Here is a 26,039-nt window from a genome sequence, read left to right as displayed (position 1 = left end):
CATTTACCACCCCCAACCCCCTCCTAAAACAGGAGGGGGCTTTACCAAAGACGATTGTTAGTCGTTTAAACAATTTTGAAATAAGGAAGCAATTAATTCTCTGCATAGTCCCCTCCTAAAACAGGAGGGGCCGGGCCGACGCTCGGTTGGGGGTGGTAAAATCTGGTTACCAGCCGGGATTTTGAGTTAGTTTAGGATTGGTGATAATGTCGCCGGTCGGAATAGGGTAGTAATAATTCTTGTCGTTGAACTTCCGGGGAATGTTGTTCAGCCAGGTTAGTTCGCCCGACGAATCACCCGCCAGAAGCTGCGAATTGGGTTTCCCGCTCACCGTTGGCGATACGTCTACATACGTAACACCAGCAGGCCGATTGGCTGGCAACGTAGTTTTATAAAACGCTACGTCCGGTACGCCATCTTCGTTAAGATCCATAGGCGTATTCAGTTCGGGCACATACATACCGTTCCATTCCATTTGCATCAACTCGCCCCGTTTCCAGCGAACGATGTCGTCGAAGCGAAATCCTTCCAGACACAACTCAATACCTCTTTCCCGACGTACTTCCAGAATAACCGGGCTGGTAATGCCGGGAAAATATTTCGATTGCAGATACGGATCAACGGTTACGGGTTTGGCGGTGAGGCCGCCCGTAATACCCGCCCGTTTACGTAACGTGCCGATGGTTAGTGCCCAGTCGGCATCGGTGAGCGTATTGAGTTCGGCCTTTGCTTCGGCATAATTCAACAAAACTTCGGCGTAGCGAAAGATGCTGACAGAATTGATATTCAAATCCCGCGTATCGTAATACATATCGTCCAGCGTCCATTTGATGGGCATATAGCCGGTGTAGGTGTAGGAGAAGAGCGGGGGAGAAGCCACCAGCACGCCATTGTTTGTTCGTTTGTAATCGCCCACCCGAATGGTTTGCTGAAGTCGTTTATCCCGATTCTTTACCTCATCTTTAAACAACATGGTTTTGTAAGCCGGATTGTTGGTATAAGGTGTGCCGTCGATATTCAGATACGTATTGATAAATGTTCGGATAAAGCTGGCCTTATCGCCATACGTACCACTTGTCCAATACCAGTTGGCGTCGTTGAGGTTGTTCAGTGCCAGATCGCAGACGGCCGAGAGCATTACTTCGGTAGCTACTGGCGTACCGTTGGTAAATACCTGCCGATACGATTTATCGGTTCCGGCACCATCGTTCAATTTGTATCCGCCTTCATCCATTACCTTTTTAGCCGCTACGGCAGCTTGATTCAACAGGTTTTCTACCGAACCCTGCATCCCTAAATTGGTATGGTATTTTCGGAATGTACCTTCGTGCAGACAGACGCGGGCTTTGAACGCGTATGCTACGTATTTGGTCACCAGACTACGGGTAGGTTCGCTGGCGGTCGTAATATTCTGGCTGGCGTAATCCAGATCGGCGATGACCGAATCCATTACCATTGTACGGGAATCGCGGGTTTTGTAAAGCAGGTCAGTTTCGGTTACATCGATAGCTTTCCCAATCCACGGTACGTCGCCAAACCGTTTTACCTTGGCGAAATAAAACCAGGCTCTGAAAAACCGGGCAATACCCAGGTAGTTTTTTCGGACGGTTAACGGCACACGAGGATCATTACAGTTCTGAATGAAATAGTTGATATTCCGTAAATCAGTCCATGTCCAGTCGGTACTTACCTGTGCGCTATAGTTGCCTTCGGTAATAAACGGGGGCGTGTCTTTGCGCGCCAGATAGTCGGACATGGCATCGGCCCGGTGCAGGTTTTTGCCGTTGAACATCGTGTAAAATGAGTTCGTATACAGCACCAGCCCGCTTTCGTTGCTAAATATGGGGCCTTTGGCCGTAGTTGCTTCCGGCACTTCTTCAAGGTCACAGCTTATGAATAAGACCGTGGTAAGCAGAATAAGAATATAGTTCAGTTTCATGATGTCGATTGTTGGGTAATTAGAACGTAATGGACAGTCCGCAGGTGATGCTTTTCATCAGTGGGTAATTGTAGGCATCTCCCGAATTGCCGTTCGGATTGAATACCTGATCAGAAGCAACTGCACTCTCTACGTCGAAATCTTTGGTACGCTTAAGCAATGGAGACAACGTCCATACATTCTCGGCTGATACGTAGACGCGTGCGGCAGACGAACCAATCTTGGATGCGATTGACTTGGGTAAATTATAGCCAATCTGAATGTTTTTCAGCCGCAGGTAAGCCACACTTTGCAGGTAACGGGTTTGCGGTGCAATCAGCGTGCCGTTGGCGTTACTGGCCAGCCGTGATACGTAGCGAGGGAAATAAGCGTCCGTATTTTGCTCCGTCCAGATGTTGCCTAGCTGTGCTTTGGGAATACCACCGTATGGCCGGTTATATTGCCCCCAGAACAGGCTTGCTTCACCACTCGGATACCATTGCTGGCTGCCAACTCCTTGAAAGAAAGCCGAGAAAAAGAAGTTGTTCCAGTCGGCGCCCAGCATGGCTCCGTAGGTATAGCGAGGGGTAGAATTGCCAATGATCGAGCGGTCGCCGGGGTTTTCTACCCGACCCGTCCCCGGTGTAATAGCACCATCGCCGTTTGTGTCGGTAAACTTAATGTCGCCCGGAAACCAGAGACCGCTGGAAGCTGTACGGAACAGACTTTGGCTGGCGCTATTTTTCACGTCTTCGGCCGACGTATAGAAACCGGCCGTTGTATAGCCCCAGATTTCACCCAGTCGCTGCCCTTCGTAATAATCACTCAATAATTTCTGCGGATTGTTGTACTTGGTAATGGTAGACGTATAATCGGCGAGGGTGAGCCGGAGGTCGAAGTTGAACGGTTTAGAACCAAGCGAAAATTTATCCCGATACGTCAGCGCTGCTTCAAATCCTTTGGTTTCCAGGTTAGCATAATTCCCTTTTGGGGCAGTGGCACCGAAAACGGCGGGAAGCGTTAGACCAACTGTGAACATATCTGTAGTGGTACGGATGTAGGCATCGGCCACAAAATTCAGTCGGTTCGAAAGCATCGATAAATCGATACCGATGTTTTTGGTGGTGGCCGTTTCCCAGGTGAGTCCTTCCGGAATTACGGTTGGGTTCCGGGTCTGCTGCGGCCGCTGCCCGTTCAGCACCATCGACGATTGTGAGATGTTGAACTGCTCCAGATAGGCGTATGAATTGATATTTCCGTTTCCTAACGAACCATACGACGCTCTGAATTTCAAGTCAGAAACAATCTGATCAGATACTTTCCAGAAGGGTTCTTTGGAAACCCGCCAGCCCAGCGAATAAGATGGAAAAAAGGCAAATCGCTGATTAGCCGGAAACTTCGACGAGCCATCGTAACGGCCATTCACTTCAATCAGGTACCGATCACCAAACGAGTAGTTGAGTCGGGCGAAACCGCCCTGGATTTTCCAGCGTTCCCAGCCGCCTGTAGTGGTTATGGCCTGGCCGAGGGCTAAACTGATGTCGTTGGCATCTTCAAAAATCAATCCGTTACGTTGCGCAATCAGTCGTTTGTAGGTCGATTGCTCATAGTTGTAACCCGCCAGTACTTTCACGTAGTGATTGGTATTGAACGTGTTTTCGTACTCGGTATACAGGTTCGTGGTCATGTAAGCCGTTTCCCGATACGTATCACCGATGTAATTGGTTGTTGTGCCGACGTAGGCAATGGTTCCGGGTTTGATGCTGTAGGGTACCGGCACCGCTTTGGCTTTGTCATTATTGTCGGTTTGCTGAATCGTGAAATCGCCTTTGATTCTAAACTTATCGTTAAAGAAATTAGTCGCAAATCCGCTCGTATTCCGGAAAATCCGCTTGTTGTTGTCGATTCCGTTTTTACCGTAATAAAAGTCACCAACGGTATAAGCCGCTGACGCGGTAAGTGTACCATCGGGATTCAGCAAAGGTGATAACGGGTGCCCTTCGTCGGCAATATTCCGCCAGATACCACCCCCTTCGCCCACGTTCGACGGATTATGGTAAAACATATCGGAGTATTGCGACATGTTGTTGATTCTCAGCCAGGGCGCTATCTGAATCGAACCTTTGCCCATCAGGTTAAATACCCGATACTTATCCGAATTATAGCGAAATAACCCATCCTGCCCATAATAGCGACCCGTAAGTAAATAGCTTGCTTTTTCGGTACTTCCCGAAATACTCAGGTTTTGCTCATTGGCGAACGTAACGGGTTTGTACAGCAAATCGTAATATGCCGTATTGCCATAATAGACGTATTCACCTGTGGCTGGATCGATTTCAACTTCGGGCAATCCGCCGACTGTTGCCCGGCGTTTTACTTCATTCAGATAAGCCTGCGAAAACTTCAGTGTTTTATTCGCGTTCTGTGGGAACGTACCACCAAAATTGACAAACGATTCGGCGAACATAGTGGCCCACGTAGCACCGTCGGTTACTAAATCAGGTTTGGCAATCGGGCTTTTGAAGGAGTAGTTACTGGAATAGTTCACGCTTACTTTACCAACCGTTGGTGTTTTTGTGGTAATAAGCACAACGCCAAATACTCCTCGGGCACCGTAGATCGATGCCGAAGCTGCATCTTTCAGCAACGTAATACTGGCAATGTCATTCGGGTTTAGCAAACTTGGATCGCCCTCTACGTTGTCGATCAGCACCAGTGCGCTGCCGCCCTGCCCGATAGACGTAGTACCTCTAATATTGAACGAAGGTGCCTGATTGGGTTTTCCGTCACCCATTTTAATGTTCAGGTTTGGGAGAACGCCCTGAAGCCCCTGGTTCAGGTTCGTCATCGGTCGGTTGTCAAACACCTCGCTGGTAACCATATCGACAGCGCCGGTCAGGTTCGCTTTTTTCTGAACGCCATAGCCCACCACCACCACTTCGGTAAGTGTTTTCAGATCGGCTTTCAGCGATACGTTTATCGAACTCTGTTTCCCAACAGCGACTTCCTGCGTTAAATACCCCACAAAGGAGAACACCAGTACGGCGGAGCTATTCGGAACACTAAGCGTATACTGCCCCTGCGAATTTGTGGTAGCTCCGCGCTGGGTTCCCTTCACCACAACGCTTACGCCCGGAATTGTGGCCCCGGTTTCGTCGGTCACAACTCCCGTGATGGTTTCGTCGGCATTGACAACGATTTCGGGCGTATTTCGGCTCGCGGTAAACAATGGTTTATCATTGGCATGTGCCGTTCCTGCGATGAGGGTAATTACTACTGCCAGCAATGGAGGTAACTTTATGCTGGGTCGAGCTAAGAGAAGAATAGGGTAACTTTGTTTCATGATGTAAGAGTTTCCTTATAGAAGGAAAGTGTTGATAGATTATACTGTTTATTTATGTTTTTTAGCCAAATAGTACAATATATGATAGATTGAGTTAATCTCAACGTAGATAACCGGGCTGATAAATCGTTGGGGGATGAGCATAATTTCAGGATGTTCTGCTTTATACAGCAAGAAGTAATAATCACTACGTTATGCATACCGTTTCACGTCGGAATTTCCTACAGGCATCTGCTACGTTGGCAGGTGCTACGTTTCTACCATCTGCAATGGCCACTGCCGTAGCACAAAAGCCACTTTGGTTGGGTGGGCCCATCTTTTTGAAAAGCGACGACCCCGACGAGCTGGCGCGTGAACACCGCCGACTGCGTTACAGCGCAGCTTACGTACCAGTTGTAGAATTAAACGATACGTCAAAAATTGCGGCTATCCGAAAAGCGTTTGCCGCTCAGAACGTAGTGATTGCTGAAGTAGGTGCGTGGGTAAATATGCTGGATCAGGACGCCGAAAAACGACGAAAAAATCTGAACTACGTAACGGAGCGTTTGGCACTAGCCGAAGCCGTTGGCGCACTAACCTGTGTGAACATCGGCGGCTCCTACAATCCAACTCGCTGGGATGGCCCCGATGCGCGAAATCTGACGCAGGAATACGTTGACGCGACCGTCGAAAATTGCCGGAAAGTGATTGACGCTGTAAAACCTAAACGAGCAAAATTTGCGCTCGAAATGATGGGCTGGAGTCTTCCCGATGGCCCCGATTCGTACCTTAAATTTATCAAGGCCATTGACCGGCCTGCCTTTGGCGCGCATATCGACATTGCTAACATCATAAATACGCCAACGCGCTATTACAACAATACGGAGCTGATCAACGAAACCTTCAAAAAATTAGGCCGCTGGATTGTCTCATCTCATGCGAAAGACGTAGTGGGACGCGATGTTCATTTTGCCGAAACCATGCCCGGTCGGGGTGGTATGGATTACGTTGCTTACATTCGGAACGTAACATCGTTACCCCAGAACATACCATTGTTGCTGGAACACTTGCGGACGCCTGAAGAATATGACGAAGCACGGCAGTACGTAATCAGTCAGGCCGAAAAAGCGGGCGTACCATTAGCCTGAGAAACCAACTACAAACGATTGTTGAGTGATAGCTTTGTCGTAAATGAGCAAGAAGCGCACTACTATTAAATTTATTCTGTTCTCGAACCAGCTAGCCCTGTACCGTTAATTTTCTGATCAGAAATGTTTACCGTTTTCGAAAAATATATCAGAACCCAGATTCCCAATTTGTCCGATGATGACATCAGGTTGATGAAAGCGGTTTCTATTGAAAAGACTATTCCTCGAAAACAATCCTTACTAAAGGCTGGCGAAGTATGTCATTACAAAATCTTCATTATCAACGGTTTTTTGCGAACGTATCGTATTGGCGAAGATGGGAGTGAGCATATCATTCAGTTTTCGCCGGAGCTTTCCTGGACTACCGATGGCGAAAGTTATGCCAGCCGAATACCATCTGTTTATAATATCGATGCGTTGGAAGATAGCCAAGTTGTGATGTGGAGCAAGGACCGTTTTGATGCGTTATTTGAGCAGATTCCAGCACTCAAAGATTTTTCGGAGCAGCTGATTTCCCGAAATCTTTATGCCAGTCGCAATCGTCTTTACAAGGCGATCAGCGCTACGCCCTCGGAGAAATATGAGGATTTTATTAGTGCCAATCCCGGTATTCTGCTACGTATACCGTTACGTATGGTGGCTTCTTATCTGGGCGTTTCGGTCAAAACTCTGACCCGGATCAGGCAGGCTGACATACCGCGTCAGTGAAAATGAGGACAAATGTCTTCTTTTGCCACATCAACATTCCTCAATTTTGCCGGACGAATCTGTTGGTGTCAGTTAATCTTTGGCCTGAATTATAGATGCCAGATTGGGCAACGGCAGCGTAAAACCTAATCAGTAAAACTATGCGTGTATTTGTAACAGGGGCCTCGGGTTTCATTGGCTCCGCCATTGTGCAGGAATTACTACGTGCTGGGCATCAGGTGGTTGGCCTTGCTCGTTCAGATGCTTCGGCTAAAGCACTGGCCGAGGCTGGGGCCGACGTATTGAAAGGAAATCTGGATGATCTCGATAGTTTAAAAAAGGGGGCCTCAGATGCCGACGGGGTTATTCATGCCGCTTTTATTCACGACTTTTCGAACTACGTAGCAGCCGCCGAAACCGATAAACGGGCTATTGAAGCTATCGGCTCCGTATTGAAGGGGTCAACCCGTCCGCTAATTGTTACGGGTGGGATATTAGGATTGCGAACCGATGGAATTCCGGCTACCGAAGATGATGCAGCTCCCGGCTTTCCACGGGCTTCCGAGTCCACGGCTTTTATGTTGGCAGAAGCTGGTGTTCATGCATCAGTTATTCGGTTATCGCCTTCGGTTCATGATGCAGGTGATCAGGGTTTTGTGCCGTTTATTATTAACACAGCAAGGCAAAAAGGTGTATCGGCTTATGTGGGCAATGGAAGCAACCGCTGGCCCGCTGTGCATCGAATCGATGCGGCTCGCCTTTACCGACTGGCACTGGAGAAAGGCGGAATCGGGGTACGTTATAACGGGGTGGCCGATGAAGGAATACCCGTTCGGGAAATTGCGGAAGTAATTGGGCAGCATCTGAACATACCCGTTGTGTCGATAACTCCCGAAGAAGCCTCCAGCCATTTCGATTGGATGGGCCGATTCATTACGTTCGATAGTCCGGCATCCAACATCAAAACGAAAGAAGCGCTGGGCTGGCAACCTACCCACCCCGGCCTGATCGAAGACTTGAAAATGGGGCATTATTTTGGTAACTAAGTTAGGATAAATAACACCCTGCACGATTAGCTATTAAATAACGTGAATTATGAATGAGAAAAGAAGTCAAGTATTTATCTGATAGTTGTTTACAATGGGAGATTTGTCATTTCGACCGCAGACAGAAATGACAAATCTTATCGTGATGTATTTTGAAAATAAGCAGATTGGTTAGCGATTACTAAACAGAGGGACATTGAAATGGCTGGCACTGGCCGACGTAAAAGCTGTTTGAATTGATATAAATTAGTTTCGGGTCGAAATCCCGACGATTCGGGACAAAAGCGAGGCGGTTGACGTATTAGTCTGTTGGGTAAACTCTTCGTTCACAAGATCTTTGCTTCATCAATTTCAATCTCGCCAATCTGTTATGAAATCGCCCTGTCTCTTGTTTTTTCTTTTGCTACGTGTATCAACTTTCGCCCAGACTATTCCGGCTGAGGAACTCAAAAACGACCTTATTTACTTCCGAAAGGCGCTTGAAGAAGTACATCCGGCGATGTATCGCTACACACCCAAACCTACGTTCGATTCACTTTTTAGCGCTACGTCTGCCCGAATTAATCGATCCATGACGCAGCAGGAATTTTACGTAACGATGACGCCTTTAGTGGCCGCTCTACGTGATGGTCATACCAAATGGATTCCGGCCCAACAGGATGAACATTACCCATTCGCTACCGATAAACTTTTTCCATTGCAGCTATACGTAGTGGGTAATCGGGCCTGGATTAGAGATAATTACGGTAGAGTTTCAGTGCCAAACGGTGCCGAAATTCTACAAATCAATGGTCAATCAATGGCAGATATAATTACTACGTTGCTTCCTGATATGACCTTTGCCGATGGGTTTGCTCAGACCGCTAAGTATGGCGATTTAAACAACTTTTTCTCTGGCTATTACGCTACGTATATCGCAGCGCCGGACACGTTCAACGTTATGTATCGCCAGAACGGACGTGATGTGGCTGTTACGTTACCAGCCGTAACTAAACAAGCTATTACTACGTTCAAAGAGACGCATAAACCAACAGCCAAAAAAGCGCATCGGATCACGTTTATTCGCGATTCAACGTCGCAATCAGAAAGCAATACGGCTATTCTTACCATCGAACGGTTCTGGTCGGAGAATGGCGAAATAAAATTCAAGCAATTTCTGAAAGATGCGTTCCGGCAGATTCAGAATAAGAAAACAACCAATCTGGTTCTCGACCTACGTAATAACGAAGGGGGCGAAGAATCGCTGGGTGTACTGCTGTATTCATACCTGATCAGTAAATCGTCGCCTTATTACGAACGTATTGTGATGCGCCAGAAAAATAAACCATCGTTTCCGGCCTGGACTCCCAAAATTTATCGGCTGGCGAGAGGGTTGGCCGTGAAGAAACGGGATGGTGTTTATCAGTGGACCTGGCAACGTGGTCTGAAAACCGTAAAACCAAAAACCGATACGTATCGTGGCCAATTATACGTATTACTCAATGGGTATAGTTTCTCTGTGACAACCGAGTTGGCAAGTCGGCTACGTTCCGATAAGCGCGCGGTTTTTATCGGTGAAGAAACAGGTGGGGGATATGTCAGTAACAGTAGCGGTTTTTTCGCAGTTACGAACCTGCCCAATTCTAAAATAGATTTAGGAATTCCGCTGATGAATTTTCAGATGGCAAATGTCGATGCTACGTTGCCCAATAACCGGGGTATTCTGCCCGATCATACCGTAGTGCCAACAATTGAAGATGTACTCAAGAATAACGATCCGGTTCTGAATCAGGCGCTTTCTCTGGCTAAAAAAGCGCAGCCTGCTACGTCGAAATCGGTTTTTAGCCGTCAATAGGTACCATGTCGTTGGCTGGCTTCGCTGGCTTTGATCAGTTTTTCTAGTCGGCTGAGCCGGGTCGCTTCCTGCTTGGCCGACATTACCCAGTTATTTGCCTGTTTACGGTACCACGGAGCCTGCTTCTGAAAAAAGTCCCAGGCTTTTTCGTTTGCTTTAAACATCTGCTCGTACTCAGCCGATAGCCCTGTTTCGGCTTTTTGTTCATAGGCATAGATTTTCGATTTGTTTTCGTCTAGTTTCTCAAAGGCCGCCAGTCCGGCAGGTTGCATAAGTCCCTGTTCGGTGAGGTCGGCAACTTTCTGAACATTAACCGCACTCCAGATACTTTTAGGCTTTCGGGGCGTAAATCGGATGCAATAACTCTGCTCATCGACCGAACGGCGTATGCCATCAATCCAACCAAAACACAGTGCCTGATCAACCGATTGCGACCAGGTCATGCTGGGTTTACCCGACCCTACTTTATAATAACCGACAACCAGTTCGGTGGCTTTAGCATAGTTCTCGGTCAGCCACTGACGAAATTCGGACTGGTCTGCAAAAAAAACGGGCTTCATAATCAACAGGTTATTGTTATTGCGGTTTCGTTCACTCTTGGTAAAACCAATGCACTACGTTTGTGTACAAATTTCATAAAGAGCGTATATTCTACATAGGTTGTATAAATAATAGTACTCAAATCGACAATAGAAATTTAGGATGATGACAAGTTTAGACAGCTAAACCCTGAAAACCTGTTAATCATGCCGAAAAGAGAATTTTTTATATATCTTACTATTTAGAACTAGTCTATATTAACCAATAATACCTGTTATATTTGTGCACGCTTTGCCGAATATGCCAGAAACAATGACGCATACTGCACCCTTTACAATTGACGAACAATCGTTTCGAGCGGTGTATTTAGCCCATTGGGAACAGGTATTCAGCGTATGTTACAGTAATCTGAACGATGCCGAAGTAGCTAAAGGCATGGTTCAGGACATTTTCAAATCATTGTGGGAACGGCGCGATGAACTTGAAATCACTACGTCGGTTGAACGTTATCTGGTACGTTCGGCCAAATTTAAGGTCTTTGAACACCTTCGAAACAGTAAAATTCGGCAGGTTTACGCCGAAGATGCGGTGGCTAACAGGTGTATATCATCGAATAGTACCGAAAACGACGTACTATATAACAGCCTGAAAGAACAAGTCAGCAGCCTTGTCAATACGCTACCATCGCAGTGCCGGAATGTATTTAAGCTCAGTCGTGAGCAAGGTTTGTCGAATAAAGAAATTGCTTCGTTACTACTCATTTCAGAACGGGCTGTCGAATACCATATCACCCGCGCCCTATCGACACTCAAAACAAATCTTTCTGAATACTTCATCTAGTTTCCAGACACGACTTACGGTTCTTCCTTATTTATGCTACTTTTACCTAAAGCAGCCAATCTGCTGAAAGCGCATTCATGAAGATCAGTAAGGAGCTAATCGAAAAATATCACAATGGCCAATGCACGCTCGCTGAAAAAAGGGCGGTTGAAGCCTGGCTTTTCGATGAAGAACCTAGTATAGAGTCGCCATTATCGTTTCCTGATGGTGAAAGTAAAGCGAAACTACAGGAAGAGATGTGGAACGAAATCGCAAGCATTCTTCCACAAAATAAAAAGTCCGGTATTCTGGTCACTTTCAAACCACTCTGGCAGCAAGCGGCTGCTGTTTTACTGGTTTCGCTGTTTGGCGCAGCTCTTTTTTACCTGATCGATCAGCGGGCCAATAACGAAATTATTGTTGTCAATAACCTTTCCGGTACGGCCAATAAACAACTCCACGAAAGCGCATATTCTTTATCCGTTGGCCCCAAGAGTAATGTCCAGATTAATAATGAAACCGGACGTATTGAATTTTGTGGCGCCATGATGATCAACCCCAAACGTGATATTGAATTAACCATTCAGGGCATTTGTGCCAGACCGGATAAGGCCAGCGAAAAAATGATTCTGAAAAAAGGACAGAATTACATTGCCCTGCATTATGGCAATACGGCCAATGTCGACGAGGTTCTCATACTTCCGCAAAGTTCGCTTACGGGTTTGCCCCCTCTGATGCAGCGGAACCTCATGATGCAGTTCAATATTTAGAAAGTAGGTATGAAGGTAACGTTTTGGGACTGCTTTGTTACGTTAGGTTGTCTCTATAGTATGTTTTTTCTGGCAGGGTGTACACCCGAAAAATCCAGTAACGATCTGGAAATTAAGAAAAAATATAGCTTTTATGTGATGATGAAGGACGATGCAGAATACATCGTCCAAACCGATACGTTAACATCGGGTTATATCGATCCGATTGCGCTGGGGGCCAAAGTGACTCCGTCCCGAATCTTTTACGAACTGATTGCACATAACAATCGCTATTATCGGCTCGACTGGAAAACGCAGCGATTTATCCAGTATACTCTTGATAATAAAAAGCTTACCCCGATTGATTCAATCCAACTTACTGGCGCATGGGGCGTTGATAACCAAAGCTGGCTGGGTGATACGTTGATGATCATGGGCCACGACTCCAAAAACGAGAAAGTTCATTACGCCAAAATTACCTTTGCCCCACTTAAAGCTAACGAGGGAATTATCGACTTACCAGCTCCCGCCAACGGCTTTAATTCCATGACAATTGGTTTCACTACGTTCATCAACAGAAACCTGTATCTGGGGTATACGTATCATAAAATGGCGCTCAACAGCTACGTTACCAGTGATACGATGTATGTTACTCAGTTGACGTATCCCGGTCTGAAAACCACCCGTACAGTTAAAGACACTCGCTCAACCTACCCCGGCGGTATCAATACACGCCAGTCGCATTTCTTCACCGACGAAAACGGCGATTTTTATTTTATCTCGTGTCCGGGCATTGCGCTGGGCGATAATCCATCTAAACCTACGGGTATTTTCCGCATCCGAAAATCAGACGGCTTACTCGACCCGACGTATTTCTTTAATCTGTCGGCTTCACCGATTCATAATCACGGGTACGGATTCTGGTACATTGGCAATGGTAAAGCCATAGTACGAACCGAACGAAAAGGGCTTTTCAAGGGAATGCAGGACCATTATTTAGTCCCACATTTCGATTTCTACGTAGTGAATTTGGCCAAACAAACGACGCAACGTCTCGATCTGCCGCTCGACAAAGGAACGGCTCGCAACTGCGTATTGGTCGAAAATGGATTGGTATATATTACCGTAAATCCGAACAAAGGTGGCAACTACGTCTGGATTTACGACCCTACGACGGGTTCGCTACGTAAAGGGCTCCAGTTCAACGATCAGGTCGATTATATCCTGCGGCTGGAACGGCTAAATCCGTGACGGACTTGTTGACCAACGGCTGTCAAGAAATCGTTGGTGCTGATGAATAGTTCTATGCCATTTCGAGCTTTGGTTGTCATAACATACAACGCACACTTACCTTAAAACCATACTTATGAAGAGATTAACCTATTTATTGCTGGGTTTATTGTTGGGAATTGGTACTGCTCCGCATTCGTTTGCGCAGGCAAAAAAGTCGCCCATAAAGGTGCTGATCGTGGATGGTCAAAATAACCATGATCAATGGCCCAAGATCACCTACATGATGAAAAAGTACCTTGAAGAAACGGGGAAATTTACCGTAGATGTGCAACGTTCGTACTACACCTGGAACGGCGGTGATCTGGTCGAAAAATACAAAATCAATGGTGTTCCGGCCACTCAATCGTTGCCCAAGCCTAAAGCAGACTCGGCTTTTCATCCCGATTTTTCAAAGTACGACGTAGTGATCAACAACTTCGGATGGAATGCTGCACCCTGGTCCGACGCAACCCAGGCCGATTTTGAAAAGTTTATCAAAAACGGAGGAGGCTTAGTGGTTATCCATGCGGCTGATAACTCGTTTCAGCAATGGCCTGCCTATAATCGAATGATCGGTTTGGGCGGCTGGGGTGATCGCACTGAAAAAGACGGCCCCTATGTATATTATGATGAAAGCGGAAAACTGGTGCGCGACAATAGCGTAGGAAAAGCCGGTTCACACGGCGCACAGAAGGAGTTTTTGATAACCGTGCGTAACGCCAGGCATCCGATCACCAAAGGTATGCCGCTCAACTGGATGCACGCCAAAGACGAAATGTATGATCGTTTGCGCGGTCCCGCCGAAGAAATGGACGTATTAGCCACCGCTTATTCGTCGAAAGATAATCGCGGTACTGGTCGGCATGAGCCAATGCTGATGACCATCAAAATGGGGAAAGGCCGGATTTTCCATACGCCACTAGGCCACGTCGATTATTCAGTTGAGTGTGTAGGTTTTATTACGTGTCTGCAACGAGGTACTCAATGGGCCGCAACGGGCAAAGTAGATATTCCCATTCCCGCCGACTTTCCGACGGAAAAGGCCGTTAGTCAGCGGAAGTTTGAGGCTAATCCGTAATGAGAATAATGGGTGATGAAATTATAAATATTTGATTTTACCACCCCTAGCCCCTCCTAACAGGAGGGGGATGTAAAAAGGGTCACTTCTGCACATTCCCCTCCTGTTTTAGGAGGGGCTAGGGGTGGTAAAAGCCCACTTTGCCACAATGAGCATTTAGATTTTTCTGACATTGTAGGTTTTTTCTGCCAATAGTTCAGATTAAAAAAACAGGGCTCCCGATTGGGAGCCCTGTTTCATTTATAGCCAGTGGAATTTAATTAAGGCTTCATCAGCTTGATGATTTGCCGCTGGCCTGGAATCTGTACTTCAAGCAGGTAGATACCGCTTGTTGTACCAACGTTCATCCGTACGCGCTCAACTGAGTTCGGTTGCTCAATTGTTTGCCCATGAATTGGCTGACCTTGTGCATTAACGACATTCAGACGTAACGTAGCATTCTCAGCTCCTTTAACTTCTACGTCGACGCTCTCGCCAACAACTGGGTTGCCAAGTACCACTACACGTAACTGATTTTCTGCTACGCCCGACCGACCTGGTGTAGAACAAGCCGCCAACCAGTTGTAGTTGAAGGTAGCTTCACCCGCCGAACCTTGTTGCGTTGCTTTCAACACAATCGTCGGATTGTCAGTATACAGATTCAATTGGTATGGACCTGCCGCCGTGGTTGGAGCCAGTTCGTTCACAACTGAGAAACTGATCGGCTGACCTGTTACACCGCTATAAACCGGGTTGAAGCTAATCGCTCTGCGGTTCGGGCTTAACGTAGTACAGTTCACTAGGTTTGCACCTGTGATCATAAACGCTGGAGTACCCGCGTTCGAATTTACCGTCAGTTGGAAGCTGGTCGTAGCTGTCAATCCACCTGGATCTGTCGCGGTCACCGTGATCGTGTAGGGCGATCCTGCCGAAGTAGATGGTGCTCCTGAGATCGTAGCCGGTGGCGTGAAGCTCAGTCCTGCTGGCAGACCACTTACCGACAGCGCGAGGCTAGAAGGTGTCTCCGCATCGTTGAACGTATTCGCCGGAATCGTGAAGTTATAGGCGAAATTAACTGTAGCCGATTGAGGACCAATTGGGTTCGCCACGGTTGGTGGCGTATTGGTCGACGGAACAGTATTACAAGCCTCTAACCAGTTATAGCTGTACGTAGCTTCACCTGCCGAACCTTGCTGAGTTGCTTTCAGCGTAATCACCGGATTATCAGTATACAGATTCAACTGGTATGGACCTGCCGCCGTGGTTGGAGCCAGTTCATTAACCACAGAGAACGTAATCTGCTGACCATTCAGACCGCTATAAACCGGGCTAAAGCTGATGGCTCTGCGGTTCGGGCTCAACGATGAACAGTTCACCAGCGTAGCTCCCGTGATAGCGAAATTGCTGCCAGGTGTAGAGCTTGGCGGATTAACCGTCAACGTAAAGGTTGTGCTAGCTGCCAGACCACCCGGATCTGTTGCCGTTACCGTTACCGAGTAAGGCGACCCTGCGGAAGTTGACGGTGTACCTGAAATGGTAGCAGGAGCCGTGAACATTAGACCCGCTGGTAAACCATTTACTGTTAGCGCCAGGTTGTTTGGCGTTTCGGCATCGGTGAACGTATTGGCAGGAATCTCGAAGCTATAGCCCTGATTAACCGTAGCCGACTGTGGAGCAATTGAGTTTGCTACTGTAGGCTGTGTATTGGTCGATGGCGTGTTGTTACAGGCCGCTAACCAGTTGTAGCTATAAGAAACTTCGCCAGGCGTATTCTGCTGGGTCGCTTTCAGGATAATCGTCGGATTATCGGTATACAGGTTCAATTGGTATGGACCTGCCGCTGTGGTTGGAGCCAGTTCGTTCACAACTGAGAAACTGATCGGCTGACCTGTTACACCGCTATAAACCGGATTGAAGCTAATCGCTTTGCGATTCGGGCTCAACGTAGTACAGCTAATCAGGTTTACGCTGGTAATACCGAACGTAGCCGTTGTGCTGGCCGGATTAACCGTCAACGTAAAGGTTGTACTGGTCGATAAGCCGCCTTTATCCGTTGCCGTTACCGTTACCGAGAAGGGTGATCCCGTGCTCGTTGTTGGTGTTCCCGAAATAAAGTTAGGCTCGAAGAAGCTAATACCCGCTGGCAGACCCGTTACAGCCAGTGTTAAGCTGGCAGGAGTTTCGGCGTCGGTGAATGTACCAGCTGGAATCACAAAGCTATACGTCTGGTTAACTGTAGCTGTCTGAGGACTGATCGGCGCTACCACAGTTGGCGGAGTATTTTGAGCAGGCATGCCCATACAAGCCGCCATCCAGTTATAGCTGAATGTTGCTTCGCCTGGGGTGCCTTGCTGAGTCGCCTTCAACGTAATCACCGGATTGTCGTTATACAGATTCAGTTGATACGGACCTGCCACCGTAGTAGCTGGTAGTTCATTCACTACCGAGAAACTGATCGGCTGACCTGTCAGACCACTGTAAACCGGATTGAAGCTAATCGAACGACGATTCTGATCCAGTTGGCTACAGCTCAACAGATTCACACTCGTGATGGCAAAGCTGCCGCCCGTACCTGTAGTGCTGGCCGGATTTACCGTCAGCGTGAAGGTGGTGTTAGCTGCCAAACCACCTGGGTCTGTTGCCGTTACCGTCACCGAGAAGGGTGATCCTAACGTAGTAGATGGCGTACCTGAGATTGTTGCTGGTGGCGTGAAGCCAAGACCTGCTGGTAAACCATTTACGGATAGCGTCAGGTTGGCAGGCGTCTCGGAATCAGTGAACGTGTTAGCCGGAATCACAAAGCTATAGAATTGATTCACCGTAGCTGATTGTGGACCAATCGGATTCGCAACTGTTGGCGGGCAGTTCTGATAGCCTACAGTAACCGAAGCTGTCGACGAGCAACCATCCCCATTCGTAGCCGTTACCGAGTAAACGCCAGTCATGCTAACCGTTGCCGTGCTTCCTGCCGAACTACCCTGCTGCGCTGCACCCGCACTGAATGCGTAGCTAGTGAAGCCAGATGTTGCCGTCAGGGTTACGGTAGCAACTGAACAGCTTAACGTACCACTTGCAGTCAAGCTAACCGAAGATGCGGTTGTGCTACCTGCAACGGTGATATTAGTAGTCGATTGACAACCTGACGCATTCGTAGCGGTTACCGAATACGTACCGGCTACGTTTACCGTTGCCGTATTTCCGCTCGAACCGCCCTGTTGGGTCGCTCCTGCGCTAAAGATATACGTAGTGAAGCCCGGAGTTGCAGTCAACGTAGCATTTGGTGTCGAACAGCTAATAGAACCGCTAGACGCCAGACCTACTGGTGTTGCGGTAGAGCTGCCAACCACGGTCACTATTGTGGTTGATTGACAACCTGATGCATTGGTTGCTGTTACTGAGTACGTACCGGCTAGATTAACAGTAGCGGTGTTACCACTTGAACCACCTTGCTGAGTCGCACCCGCGCTGAAGGCATACGTAGTAAAACCAGCTGTCGCGGTCAGCGTAACGCTCGGTGCAGAACAGCTTATCGGACCGCTGGCCACCAGACCAACTGGTGTTGCAGTTGTGCTACCTGTCACCGTAACCATTGTCATTGACGAACAACCCGATGCGTTAGTCGCTGTTACTGAATATGTACCGGCTACGTTCACTGTTGCCGTGTTTCCGCTTGCACCACCTTGCTGAGTTGCGCCCGCGCTAAAGGCATACGTAGTGAAACCTGCCGTAGCCGTTAGCGTTACACTCGTAGTGGAGCAGCTTAACGTACCGCTTGTGGTCAGGCTAACCTGTGTAGCGGTCGTACTGCCTGTCACGGTTACGGTTGTCGTAGACTGGCAACTCGATGCGTTGATTGCCGTTACCGAATATATACCGGCTACATTAACGGTAGCTGTATTTCCGCTCGAACCGCCTTGTTGAGCTGCACCCGCGCTGAAGATATACGTAGTGAAACCGGGCGTAGCAGTTAACGTAACGCTTGGTGTTGAACAGCTCAACGTGCCACTGGTTGCCAGCGTAACTGGTGTAGCGGTGGTGCTGCCTGCTACGGTTATCATCGTTGACGATATACAACCCGATGCATTCGTCGCACTTACCGAATACATACCCGCCGTTGTTACAGTAGCGGTGTTGCCACTCGAACCGCCTTGCTGAGTTGCGCCAGTACTAAATGTGTAGCTGGTGAAACCTGCGGTTGCGGTCAGCGTCACGGTTGCTGCCGTACAGCTTATCGAACCACTCGCTACCAGATCAACTGGTGTTGCAGTGGTGCTGCCTGTTACCGTTATCGTCGTTGTCGACTGGCAACCCGAAGCGTTAGTGGCTGTTACCGAGTAGGTACCAGCCACGTTAACGGTAGCAGTGTTACCCGTAGAACCGCCTTGCTGAGCCGCGCCCGCACTGAAAGCATACGTAGTGAAACCTGCCGTAGCCGTTAGCGTTACACTCGTAGTGGAGCAGCTTAACGTACCGCTTGTGGTCAGACTAACCGGTGTAGCAGTCGTACTACCTGTAACAGTTACCATAGTTGTCGATTGACAGCTCGATGCGTTGATCGCGGTCACTGAATACGCACCTGCTACGTTCACCGTGGCCGTATTACCCGTTGAGCCACCTTGTTGAGCTGCCCCCGCGCTGAAGATATACGTAGTGAAACCAGCCGTAGCGGTCAACGTAACGCTGGCCGATGAGCAGCTTAACGTACCGCTTGTGGTCAGGTCAACTGGCGTAGGGGTTGTGCTACCCGTTACGCTTATCGTCGTTGTAGAAATACAACCGGATTCGTTAGCCGCACTTACGGTGTAAGTTCCTGCGGTAGTAACGGTAGCGGTGTTTCCTGTAGAACCATTTTGCTGAGTTGCACCCGCGCTGAAGGTATAGCTAGAGAAACCAGCGGTAGCGGTCAGTGTTACATTTGCTGCCGTACAGCTAATTGGGCCGCTTGCCGTCAGATTAACTGGTGTAGCGGTCGTACTGCCTACCACGGTTACTGCCGTAGTGGATACGCAACCTACTGCATTTGTAGCGGTTACACTATACGTACCAACTGTACTTACAGAAGCTGTATTGCTTGTTGGTCCATCTGGCTGGCTTGTGCCCGCGCTGAAGGTATAGCTAGAGAAACCAGCGGTAGCGGTTAGTGTTACGCTTGGTGCCGTACAGCTTATTGGGCTGCTTGCCGTTAACGTAATAGGTGGGTTGCCCACAGTTCCTACCTGACGGGTTGGAATCGCGTTGTTACTCAAGTTATTCGTGCCAATTACACCGCAGGCATAAAGCGAGTTACCCCGGTCGAAGTAGTTCGATACGTCATAAGGCGAATCACCGTCGGTAGGAGTGCCATTCGTGCGACCACGTTGTCCGGTAGGGGTCTGTTGCTCCTGAATACCAATATCATTGTCGCTTACCGTGTTGCCTTCGACCAGATAGTTGATACCTTCCACAACGATACCAAAACCCTCGCCATCGTTAGGTTGTACAAAGCCTGATACCGTATTGTTGCGAACAATAGTGCCTTTAGGCGTCTCCTGATTATTTACGCTAACAGCCGCAGCCCGACGTGTTACTGAAATACCCGCCACGTCGCGAGTTCCCGCTAGGTTGGTGGCACCTGCAATGGTGTTATTCTCAATAACCAGACTACCTGGCCCTGATGCGGCTCCAGTACCGATAGAGGATTTAACCTCCATACCGTAGCGACCACTGTTGTTTATCGTATTGCCCGAAATCAGGTTGGCACCGCCCGTAGCAATCGCGCCCAGAACCGATAAACCGCCATCCGCATTTCCCGACATAGTGTTTCCGGTAATGGTCAAACCTGTTGCCGTACCTTCGTTAATATCGATACCTGATAGCCCGTTGTTTATTACTAGGTTGTTGGTTAGGGTGATGTTCTGCTTGAGCTGATTGAAAATGATGAAACCACGTCCACCAGCACCAATTCCGTTGCTAGCCAGCGTAGAGTTCGTCACCGATACGTTGGTCAGTGTTCCTGAAGTTTCAAGAATTACGCCATGTGTACCATTGCTTGCCGAAATCACACCCGAAATAGTCAGGTTATTATTTGTCTGACCACGGATACCATTACCAAGGGCATTGTTGCCAGCGCCAATCTGATTCTTAATCGTCAGATTCTGGATCGTGATTCCTGCTACGTTATCTGTCAGCGTGAAGCCGTTTCCTTGTCCTGCACCTGTGCCGTCGATAATCGTACCGGTCTGACTTACGCCCGTAATGTTCAGAGGCTTCGTTACGTTCACGTGCTCATTAAACGTATACTCGGCCAGTTGAATCACATCGTTCGCATTAGCGGCATCAACAGCCTGCTGGATGGTTGGATAGAACTGGTTCTGCGTCAGGTTCTGTACTGGGTTGAAGTAGCTAATCAATCCCAGTGCCGCGTTGTCAGGTTTATGGAATAGCTTGGTCTCCAGCGCTGCTCGTTGCGATGAATTCATAGCTGAAGGCAATTGTAAACCACTACCAACATCGAAGCGGTTGTTGGCTGCTGCCAGATTAACCGCAAATGGAGCGGCCTGCGTAGCGTTCGGATCAACTGTTCCCGTGCTGCCATCCAATACAATGAAGTTTTGCAGACCGGCGTTGAAGTTGTTCTCCGCACCAGCCGTGCCCAGCACGATCGGACCGAACGTTGGATTGTCGTTGTCCTGATTCAGGAAAACGACAGCCGTACCACTGTAAGGTGTCGACGGTCCATTGAACGTGTTGCCTGTAAGGTTCAGCGAAACCACCGGAGCGGGTACAGTTGGGAGGCCACTAGACGAGCTAAACTCCTTCGTGTTGAACGTAACGTGACGATACGTAGTGGTAGCTGATGTTGGCGTTGAAAGCGGGGTGAACTGGTTGTTAGAAACAGTAACCGCCTGATAATTTTCCAGACTGATACCCCAGGTATGCCCCGTAAACGTATTGCCCGATACGGTTGTTGTCTTGGCGGCATTGTTGTTCTTGAGCCGCAGCAACGACGTATAGCCACTGCCAAACGTACCATCGAAGGTGTTGTTATTAACGGTATAGTTACCCGCTCCGCTATTGTGCTCGGCCAGTTCGATACCGCCACCCCGAATGGTGTTGTTGGAAACATTGACATCGCCATTGCTGCCGAAACGGACCTGAATATCCTGATTGATCGACTGGATGCTGTTTCCTGTGAATGTACCACCACCTTCATCAACCGCGATGCCCGACCGGAAATAACTGGCAGGGCCGACTCCGTTAACCGTGTTGCCGGTAGCGATAATACTGTTAACTCCGCCAGAAGCTACCCGATAAGTACCGTAGTTGATACTGATGGCGTTTCTAAGTCCATAAGTTAATACGCCAGCAGGATCGGGAGGAGTGCCCGTAGCATCAACAATATTGTCTTTGATCGTAATATTGTCGATGCCGGCTGCTGTAGCTACAATAGCACTGCTAAGTTTCGACAGATCAACAATGAAGTGGATCTTTTCAACAGTAACACCGTCGGCCGATATATCAAAGAGTGTTCGTTTGCCACCCGATGGAGTGCCCGATAAAGAAACAGTCGTACTAGCACCCTGCCCAACAATGGTTACCCCTTTGTTGACGAGTACCTGCTCATCGAAAAGCCCGGCACTGGCCGTGAGTACATCGCCCGCTGTTGCTTCATCTATAGCTGTCTGAATCGTAGAATATATATTGCCTGGTTTACTATTGTTCGTAACGGATTTGTCGAACGTATTACCCGAACCTACAACTAAACCAGTTGGCTCAGAATACATACCGGCATAATCCTGGTTGCTGAACGTATTGTTGTTGGCCGTCACCAGCCCCGGTGTTACAACATCTGCATACCCATAAAGACCAGCATCGTTCCCTGTGAACGTATTACCGGATGCAGTTACGGCTCCGCTGTTGAAAGCTAACAGCCCGGTCGACGTAGTAGTATTGGGACCGTAGTTGTTACCTGTGATCGTCGAGCTCTGAACATTACCAGTTGCCCCCCGAATAAACAGAATGCCGTTCTGCGCAATAAGTGGCGTAGAACCTTCGCCCGTAACAACGGCATTCTGAATGTCGCCGTTTGAGCCAGTGCCATCAACATAAATACCGGTTTTCTGATAGCCGGAGACCGTTACGTTGGTTGCCGTCAGGCTACCCGGAGAACTGAGTAGACCAAACCCAACCCGAATCGCATGGCCCGTTTGGCAACCAAAGAATGATGCCTTTGGGGTCAGGTAAATATTCGTTACTGATGATGAGCTCAGATTTAAACTCGCTCCCTGGTTTACATTGATACCATGAAACAAATCATTACATCCATTGGCAGGCGCTAATGGGCCGTTAACATTTATACCTGTTATTATTACCGTTGCACCATTACGTACCTCGATGATATTCCGATGATCCGCAGCCAGTTGCCCTGGTACCATACTGGCAGGAGCCTGAACAATGGTGTTAGTGACACCAGCTCCGTTGATAGTCAGCGATTTTGTGATAAGTACCTGTTCTGTGTACGTACCGGTTGGCACCGTAATGACGTCGCCAGCAAGGGCAGCATTCACAGCTGCCTGAATAGTGGGGTACGAACCCGCGCCACCTCCAGTAACCGTGACTTGCGCCCAGCTTGTTTGGCTAAATGCAAGTAAGCCAAACAAGCTGGCTAGCATAACTAGGACTCGACGGGAGGCTGCCGGGGCTGAGTTTGTTTGGGAGGGTATCCCAGAAAAGCTTTTGAGGGTATGAGATGAAATCCATCGAATCAATGGAAGTTTCCACCTCAACGAACGTTGTAAATTTACGCGCATTGGGAGAGGGGGTTAATTGATTGAGAAATAATTGTAATAAAAAAGTAAAATTAGTATAGCCCAAAACTATACTACACCAGCAACCAGCTTACGCTGGATGTGATACGTTTAAGAAGTAGTAGTTACGAAGTAGGAGAAGATTAACTATGAGAAAGTTATCTGAATGAAATAGATCAGTTAGCTAACTTTCAGGAGACATTAGTGAGAGTATACCCGCTCTTGTAATCGGCGTATAATCGAATCTGTATTTATTGTAACTCATAAGGTGTGTTAGGTATATATTTCTCATATGATTAAGTTATACTATTTATGGGAATGGACAAATGTATAATTATTGTTATATCCTATTTGTAGAATTCTAATATTTAGTTGTTATAATTATCTAACGGTCGTTATTGAAAATATTATGTGTCCAATGTTTTTTATTAATATATATACGTTTGATATCATTGAGTATTTGTTAATTTTTCTATGTTAAATTGTAATTATTCAGAGTTTATTGAATTATCAAAAAAGTTAATTCTTTACAATTTAATCCATAGAAGTTAAAAAGAAAGGCTACCACCAGCGGTAAATAACAACGCGCCATAGTGACGTAGCAAATGTGCCCGAACGTTTTCACTGACCGTTACGCTATGACCAGCCATAATCACCACGGTATCGTAAGCCGTTGGCAAACAGTTACATTTCCAGGTCATGATATTCGACCAGTTTCCAGTTTGTTTACTCACAACAGTTCCCCTTACTTTGCGAATACGGTTGTTCAATAAATCTGCGATATACAAATTCCCAAGATTATCGACGGATACGCCTGTAGGACTAGCTAAGTTGGCACTGCCAGCATCGGCTCCATCGCCCCCAAAACCATACATACCATTTCCGGCGGTTGTTGTAATGATTCCCTGCGGATTAACTTTCCGTAGGCGGTTGTTGAATAAATCGGTAATGTAAAGATTACCCAGACTATCAAGGGTTATATCGGTTGGGTTATTCAGCCGGGCGTTAACGGCCAATCCGCTATCAGCATCAAATCCGCCAAATCCATTACCGGCTATCGTGCTAATAATTCCTGCACTGCTCACTTTTCGGATACGATCATTGTATCGGTCAGCAACGTATAAATTGCCACTTTCATCCACAGCTATACCATCAGGATTGTTGAGACTTGCTAACGTGGCATTGCCACCATCGCCCCCGAAGCCAGAAGAACCATTACCAGCTACAGTTGTGATGACGCCCGACGTATTAACCTTGCGAATGCGCTGATTACCGAGGTCAGTAATGAACAAATTTCCGTTGCCATCAATAGAAACAGCACTCGGATTATCAAGATTTGCCAACGTAGCAAGTCCACCATCACCCCCGAAACCAATGTTGCCATTACCGGCTATGGTGGTAATAATACCTGATGTACTAACTTTCCGAATTCGCTGATTTTTTTGGTCGGCGATGTATAGATTACCACTACCGTCTATGGCTACTCCATACGGATTTGCCAACGTAGCACTGGTAGCGTTACCGCCATCGCCACTAAAACCATACGAGCCATTTCCGGCTATAGTCGTGATGATTCCAGACGTAGTAACTTTCCGAATTCGATTGTTTCCCTGATCGGCAATGAACAGATTCCCCGCTTTGTCGGTCACTACGTCGGTTGGGTAATAAAGGTTGGCGTTAGGAGCGGGTCCGTTATCTCCGCCAAAACCAAGTGTGCCGTTGCCCGCAATAGTATTGATAATACCGGACGTATTGACCTTGCGAATTCGGTTGTTTCCCTGATCAGCAACGAAAACATTGCCCAATGCATCGACCGCTACGCCACTCGGGTAAGCCATATTTGCGTTTAACGCCGGGCCGCCGTCGCCACCAAATGTGGGTAGACCAGTTCCGGCTATGGTGCTAATAACGCCTGATGTACTGACTTTGCGAATACGCTGATTATTAGGATCTGCGATGTACAGATTTCCTAAACTATCAGCAACTACGTCGGTTGGGTAGGCCAGACTGGCCGATGTTGCTGGACCTCCATCGCCACTAAAACCCAGATTACCGCTGCCAGCCACCGTTGAGATAACGCCCAATGTAGTGACTTTGCGAATTCGCTGGTTTTCGCGATCAGCAACATAGAGATTTCCACTGCCGTCGACTGATACGCCGTAGGGATAGCTCAGGCTGGCCGATGTTGCTGGACCTCCATCGCCCCCAAAACCAAACGTACCATTTCCCGCAACCGTAGTAATGATTCCTGCTGTTGAAACTTTCCGGACTCGGTAGTTATAAAAATCAGCAATGTATAGATTCCCAGTTCTATCAATCGCTACGCCCCTTGGATAATAAAGATTAGCCGACGTAGCAAGCCCGCCGTCGCCCCCGAAACCAAACGTACCGTTACCTGCTATGGTCGTAATAATTCCCGACGTATTGACTTTGCGGATGCGATGATTCTTAAAATCAGCGATATAAAGATTGCCAACACTATCGACCGCTACGCTATTCGGGTTATCCAGCATGGCGTTGGTAGCCAATCCGCCATCACCTGAAAAACCGGGTGTACCATTGCCTGCAACTGTTGTGATAATACCTGTCGTTGATACTTTCCGGATTCGATTGTTATCTGAATCGACAATAAAAATATTGCCGCTACTATCAGCTACCACACCGATTGGATAAGCCAGACTGGCGGCTGTTGCTACGTTGCCATCGCCCCTTGAATTAGATCCTACAGCCGTTGTGATGAGTTGTGCAGAGACTGATACGATACGTAGTAAAAACAGAAAAGTCGTGCTCAGAATAAGCTTTGCGACAAAGGAGATACGTAGCGTTTTTTTCATGGATAGCAGGATAAAGAGCGATAGAGC

General features: G+C 47.8%; 13 protein-coding genes. 8 read left to right on the top strand and 5 right to left on the bottom strand.

Features of this window, described 5'->3' with window-relative positions; genetic code table 11:
* Positions 1–166: 166 nt before the first annotated feature.
* Together ACYVD4_RS14900 and ACYVD4_RS14895 are read right to left on the bottom strand one after the other, a co-directional pair.
* Entirely contained in the window at positions 167–1,939 is a 1,773-nt protein-coding gene (locus ACYVD4_RS14900) for a RagB/SusD family nutrient uptake outer membrane protein (protein ID WP_460946964.1), read from the bottom strand.
* Between the two features lie 19 nt (positions 1,940–1,958).
* The gene (locus tag ACYVD4_RS14895) at positions 1,959–5,261 is read right to left on the bottom strand and encodes a SusC/RagA family TonB-linked outer membrane protein (protein ID WP_460946962.1); all 3,303 of its coding nucleotides are present in this window, start codon (positions 5,259–5,261) and stop codon (positions 1,959–1,961) included.
* Between the two features lie 194 nt (positions 5,262–5,455).
* Here ACYVD4_RS14895 and ACYVD4_RS14890 point away from each other — a divergent pair, with 194 nt between their 5' ends.
* The 4 genes from ACYVD4_RS14890 (at position 5,456) to ACYVD4_RS14875 (ending at position 9,955) form a co-directional block, all read left to right on the top strand.
* Positions 5,456–6,388, top strand: coding sequence for a sugar phosphate isomerase/epimerase family protein (locus ACYVD4_RS14890; RefSeq protein WP_460946960.1), 933 nt, complete (start codon positions 5,456–5,458; stop codon positions 6,386–6,388).
* A gap of 123 nt (positions 6,389–6,511) precedes the next feature.
* A complete protein-coding gene (locus tag ACYVD4_RS14885) occupies positions 6,512–7,096 on the top strand; it encodes a Crp/Fnr family transcriptional regulator (protein ID WP_460946958.1) in 585 nt (194 codons plus the stop codon).
* A gap of 140 nt (positions 7,097–7,236) precedes the next feature.
* The gene (locus ACYVD4_RS14880; protein ID WP_460946956.1) at positions 7,237–8,121 is read left to right on the top strand and encodes an SDR family oxidoreductase; all 885 of its coding nucleotides are present in this window, start codon (positions 7,237–7,239) and stop codon (positions 8,119–8,121) included.
* 370 nt (positions 8,122–8,491) lie between these two features.
* Entirely contained in the window at positions 8,492–9,955 is a 1,464-nt protein-coding gene (locus ACYVD4_RS14875) for a S41 family peptidase (protein WP_460946954.1), read from the top strand.
* Here the strand turns inward: ACYVD4_RS14875 and ACYVD4_RS14870 are convergent.
* A complete protein-coding gene (locus ACYVD4_RS14870; RefSeq protein WP_460946952.1) occupies positions 9,949–10,515 on the bottom strand; it encodes a YdeI/OmpD-associated family protein in 567 nt (188 codons plus the stop codon). The two genes, ACYVD4_RS14875 and ACYVD4_RS14870, sit on opposite strands and share 7 nt — an antisense overlap.
* Before the next feature lie 292 nt (positions 10,516–10,807).
* Between ACYVD4_RS14870 and ACYVD4_RS14865 the strand changes: the two genes are divergently transcribed.
* From ACYVD4_RS14865 to ACYVD4_RS14850, 4 genes are all read left to right on the top strand, one after another.
* Positions 10,808–11,335 carry an RNA polymerase sigma-70 factor gene (locus tag ACYVD4_RS14865; protein ID WP_460946950.1) on the top strand — a complete coding sequence of 176 codons (528 nt, stop codon included), beginning with the start codon at positions 10,808–10,810 and terminating at the stop codon, positions 11,333–11,335.
* Between the two features lie 77 nt (positions 11,336–11,412).
* Entirely contained in the window at positions 11,413–12,084 is a 672-nt protein-coding gene (locus ACYVD4_RS14860; RefSeq protein WP_460946948.1) for a hypothetical protein, read from the top strand.
* A 9-nt stretch (positions 12,085–12,093) separates the two neighbouring features.
* Positions 12,094–13,314 carry a DUF4374 domain-containing protein gene (locus tag ACYVD4_RS14855; RefSeq protein ID WP_460946946.1) on the top strand — a complete coding sequence of 407 codons (1,221 nt, stop codon included), beginning with the start codon at positions 12,094–12,096 and terminating at the stop codon, positions 13,312–13,314.
* Positions 13,315–13,429: 115 nt separating this feature from the next.
* Entirely contained in the window at positions 13,430–14,413 is a 984-nt protein-coding gene (locus tag ACYVD4_RS14850; protein WP_460946944.1) for a ThuA domain-containing protein, read from the top strand.
* A gap of 260 nt (positions 14,414–14,673) precedes the next feature.
* Here the strand turns inward: ACYVD4_RS14850 and ACYVD4_RS14845 are convergent, their stop codons facing one another.
* Together ACYVD4_RS14845 and ACYVD4_RS14840 are read right to left on the bottom strand one after the other, a co-directional pair.
* The gene (locus ACYVD4_RS14845) at positions 14,674–23,043 is read right to left on the bottom strand and encodes a putative Ig domain-containing protein (protein ID WP_460946942.1); all 8,370 of its coding nucleotides are present in this window, start codon (positions 23,041–23,043) and stop codon (positions 14,674–14,676) included.
* A gap of 683 nt (positions 23,044–23,726) precedes the next feature.
* Positions 23,727–26,012 (bottom strand): NHL domain-containing protein, encoded by a 2,286-nt coding sequence (locus ACYVD4_RS14840; protein ID WP_460946940.1) that lies wholly within the window; start codon positions 26,010–26,012, stop codon positions 23,727–23,729.
* Positions 26,013–26,039 lie beyond the last annotated feature (27 nt).

Source organism: Spirosoma daeguense (assembly GCF_054776875.1).
The sequence above is the reverse complement of the archived record's forward strand: the minus strand, read 5'-3'. Positions and strand labels throughout refer to the sequence as shown.

Excerpts from the sequence above, each read along its gene's own strand:
- ACYVD4_RS14900 (WP_460946964.1), bottom strand. The coding sequence starts at position 1,939 with ATGAAACTGAACTATATTCTTATTCTGCTTACCACGGTCTTATTCATA.
- ACYVD4_RS14895 (WP_460946962.1), bottom strand. The coding sequence starts at position 5,261 with ATGAAACAAAGTTACCCTATTCTTCTCTTAGCTCGACCCAGCATAAAG.
- ACYVD4_RS14890 (WP_460946960.1), top strand. The coding sequence starts at position 5,456 with ATGCATACCGTTTCACGTCGGAATTTCCTACAGGCATCTGCTACGTTG.
- ACYVD4_RS14885 (WP_460946958.1), top strand. The coding sequence starts at position 6,512 with ATGTTTACCGTTTTCGAAAAATATATCAGAACCCAGATTCCCAATTTG.
- ACYVD4_RS14880 (WP_460946956.1), top strand. The coding sequence starts at position 7,237 with ATGCGTGTATTTGTAACAGGGGCCTCGGGTTTCATTGGCTCCGCCATT.
- ACYVD4_RS14875 (WP_460946954.1), top strand. The coding sequence starts at position 8,492 with ATGAAATCGCCCTGTCTCTTGTTTTTTCTTTTGCTACGTGTATCAACT.
- ACYVD4_RS14870 (WP_460946952.1), bottom strand. The coding sequence starts at position 10,515 with ATGAAGCCCGTTTTTTTTGCAGACCAGTCCGAATTTCGTCAGTGGCTG.
- ACYVD4_RS14865 (WP_460946950.1), top strand. The coding sequence starts at position 10,808 with ATGACGCATACTGCACCCTTTACAATTGACGAACAATCGTTTCGAGCG.
- ACYVD4_RS14860 (WP_460946948.1), top strand. The coding sequence starts at position 11,413 with ATGAAGATCAGTAAGGAGCTAATCGAAAAATATCACAATGGCCAATGC.
- ACYVD4_RS14855 (WP_460946946.1), top strand. The coding sequence starts at position 12,094 with ATGAAGGTAACGTTTTGGGACTGCTTTGTTACGTTAGGTTGTCTCTAT.
- ACYVD4_RS14850 (WP_460946944.1), top strand. The coding sequence starts at position 13,430 with ATGAAGAGATTAACCTATTTATTGCTGGGTTTATTGTTGGGAATTGGT.
- ACYVD4_RS14845 (WP_460946942.1), bottom strand. The coding sequence starts at position 23,043 with ATGCTAGCCAGCTTGTTTGGCTTACTTGCATTTAGCCAAACAAGCTGG.
- ACYVD4_RS14840 (WP_460946940.1), bottom strand. The coding sequence starts at position 26,012 with ATGAAAAAAACGCTACGTATCTCCTTTGTCGCAAAGCTTATTCTGAGC.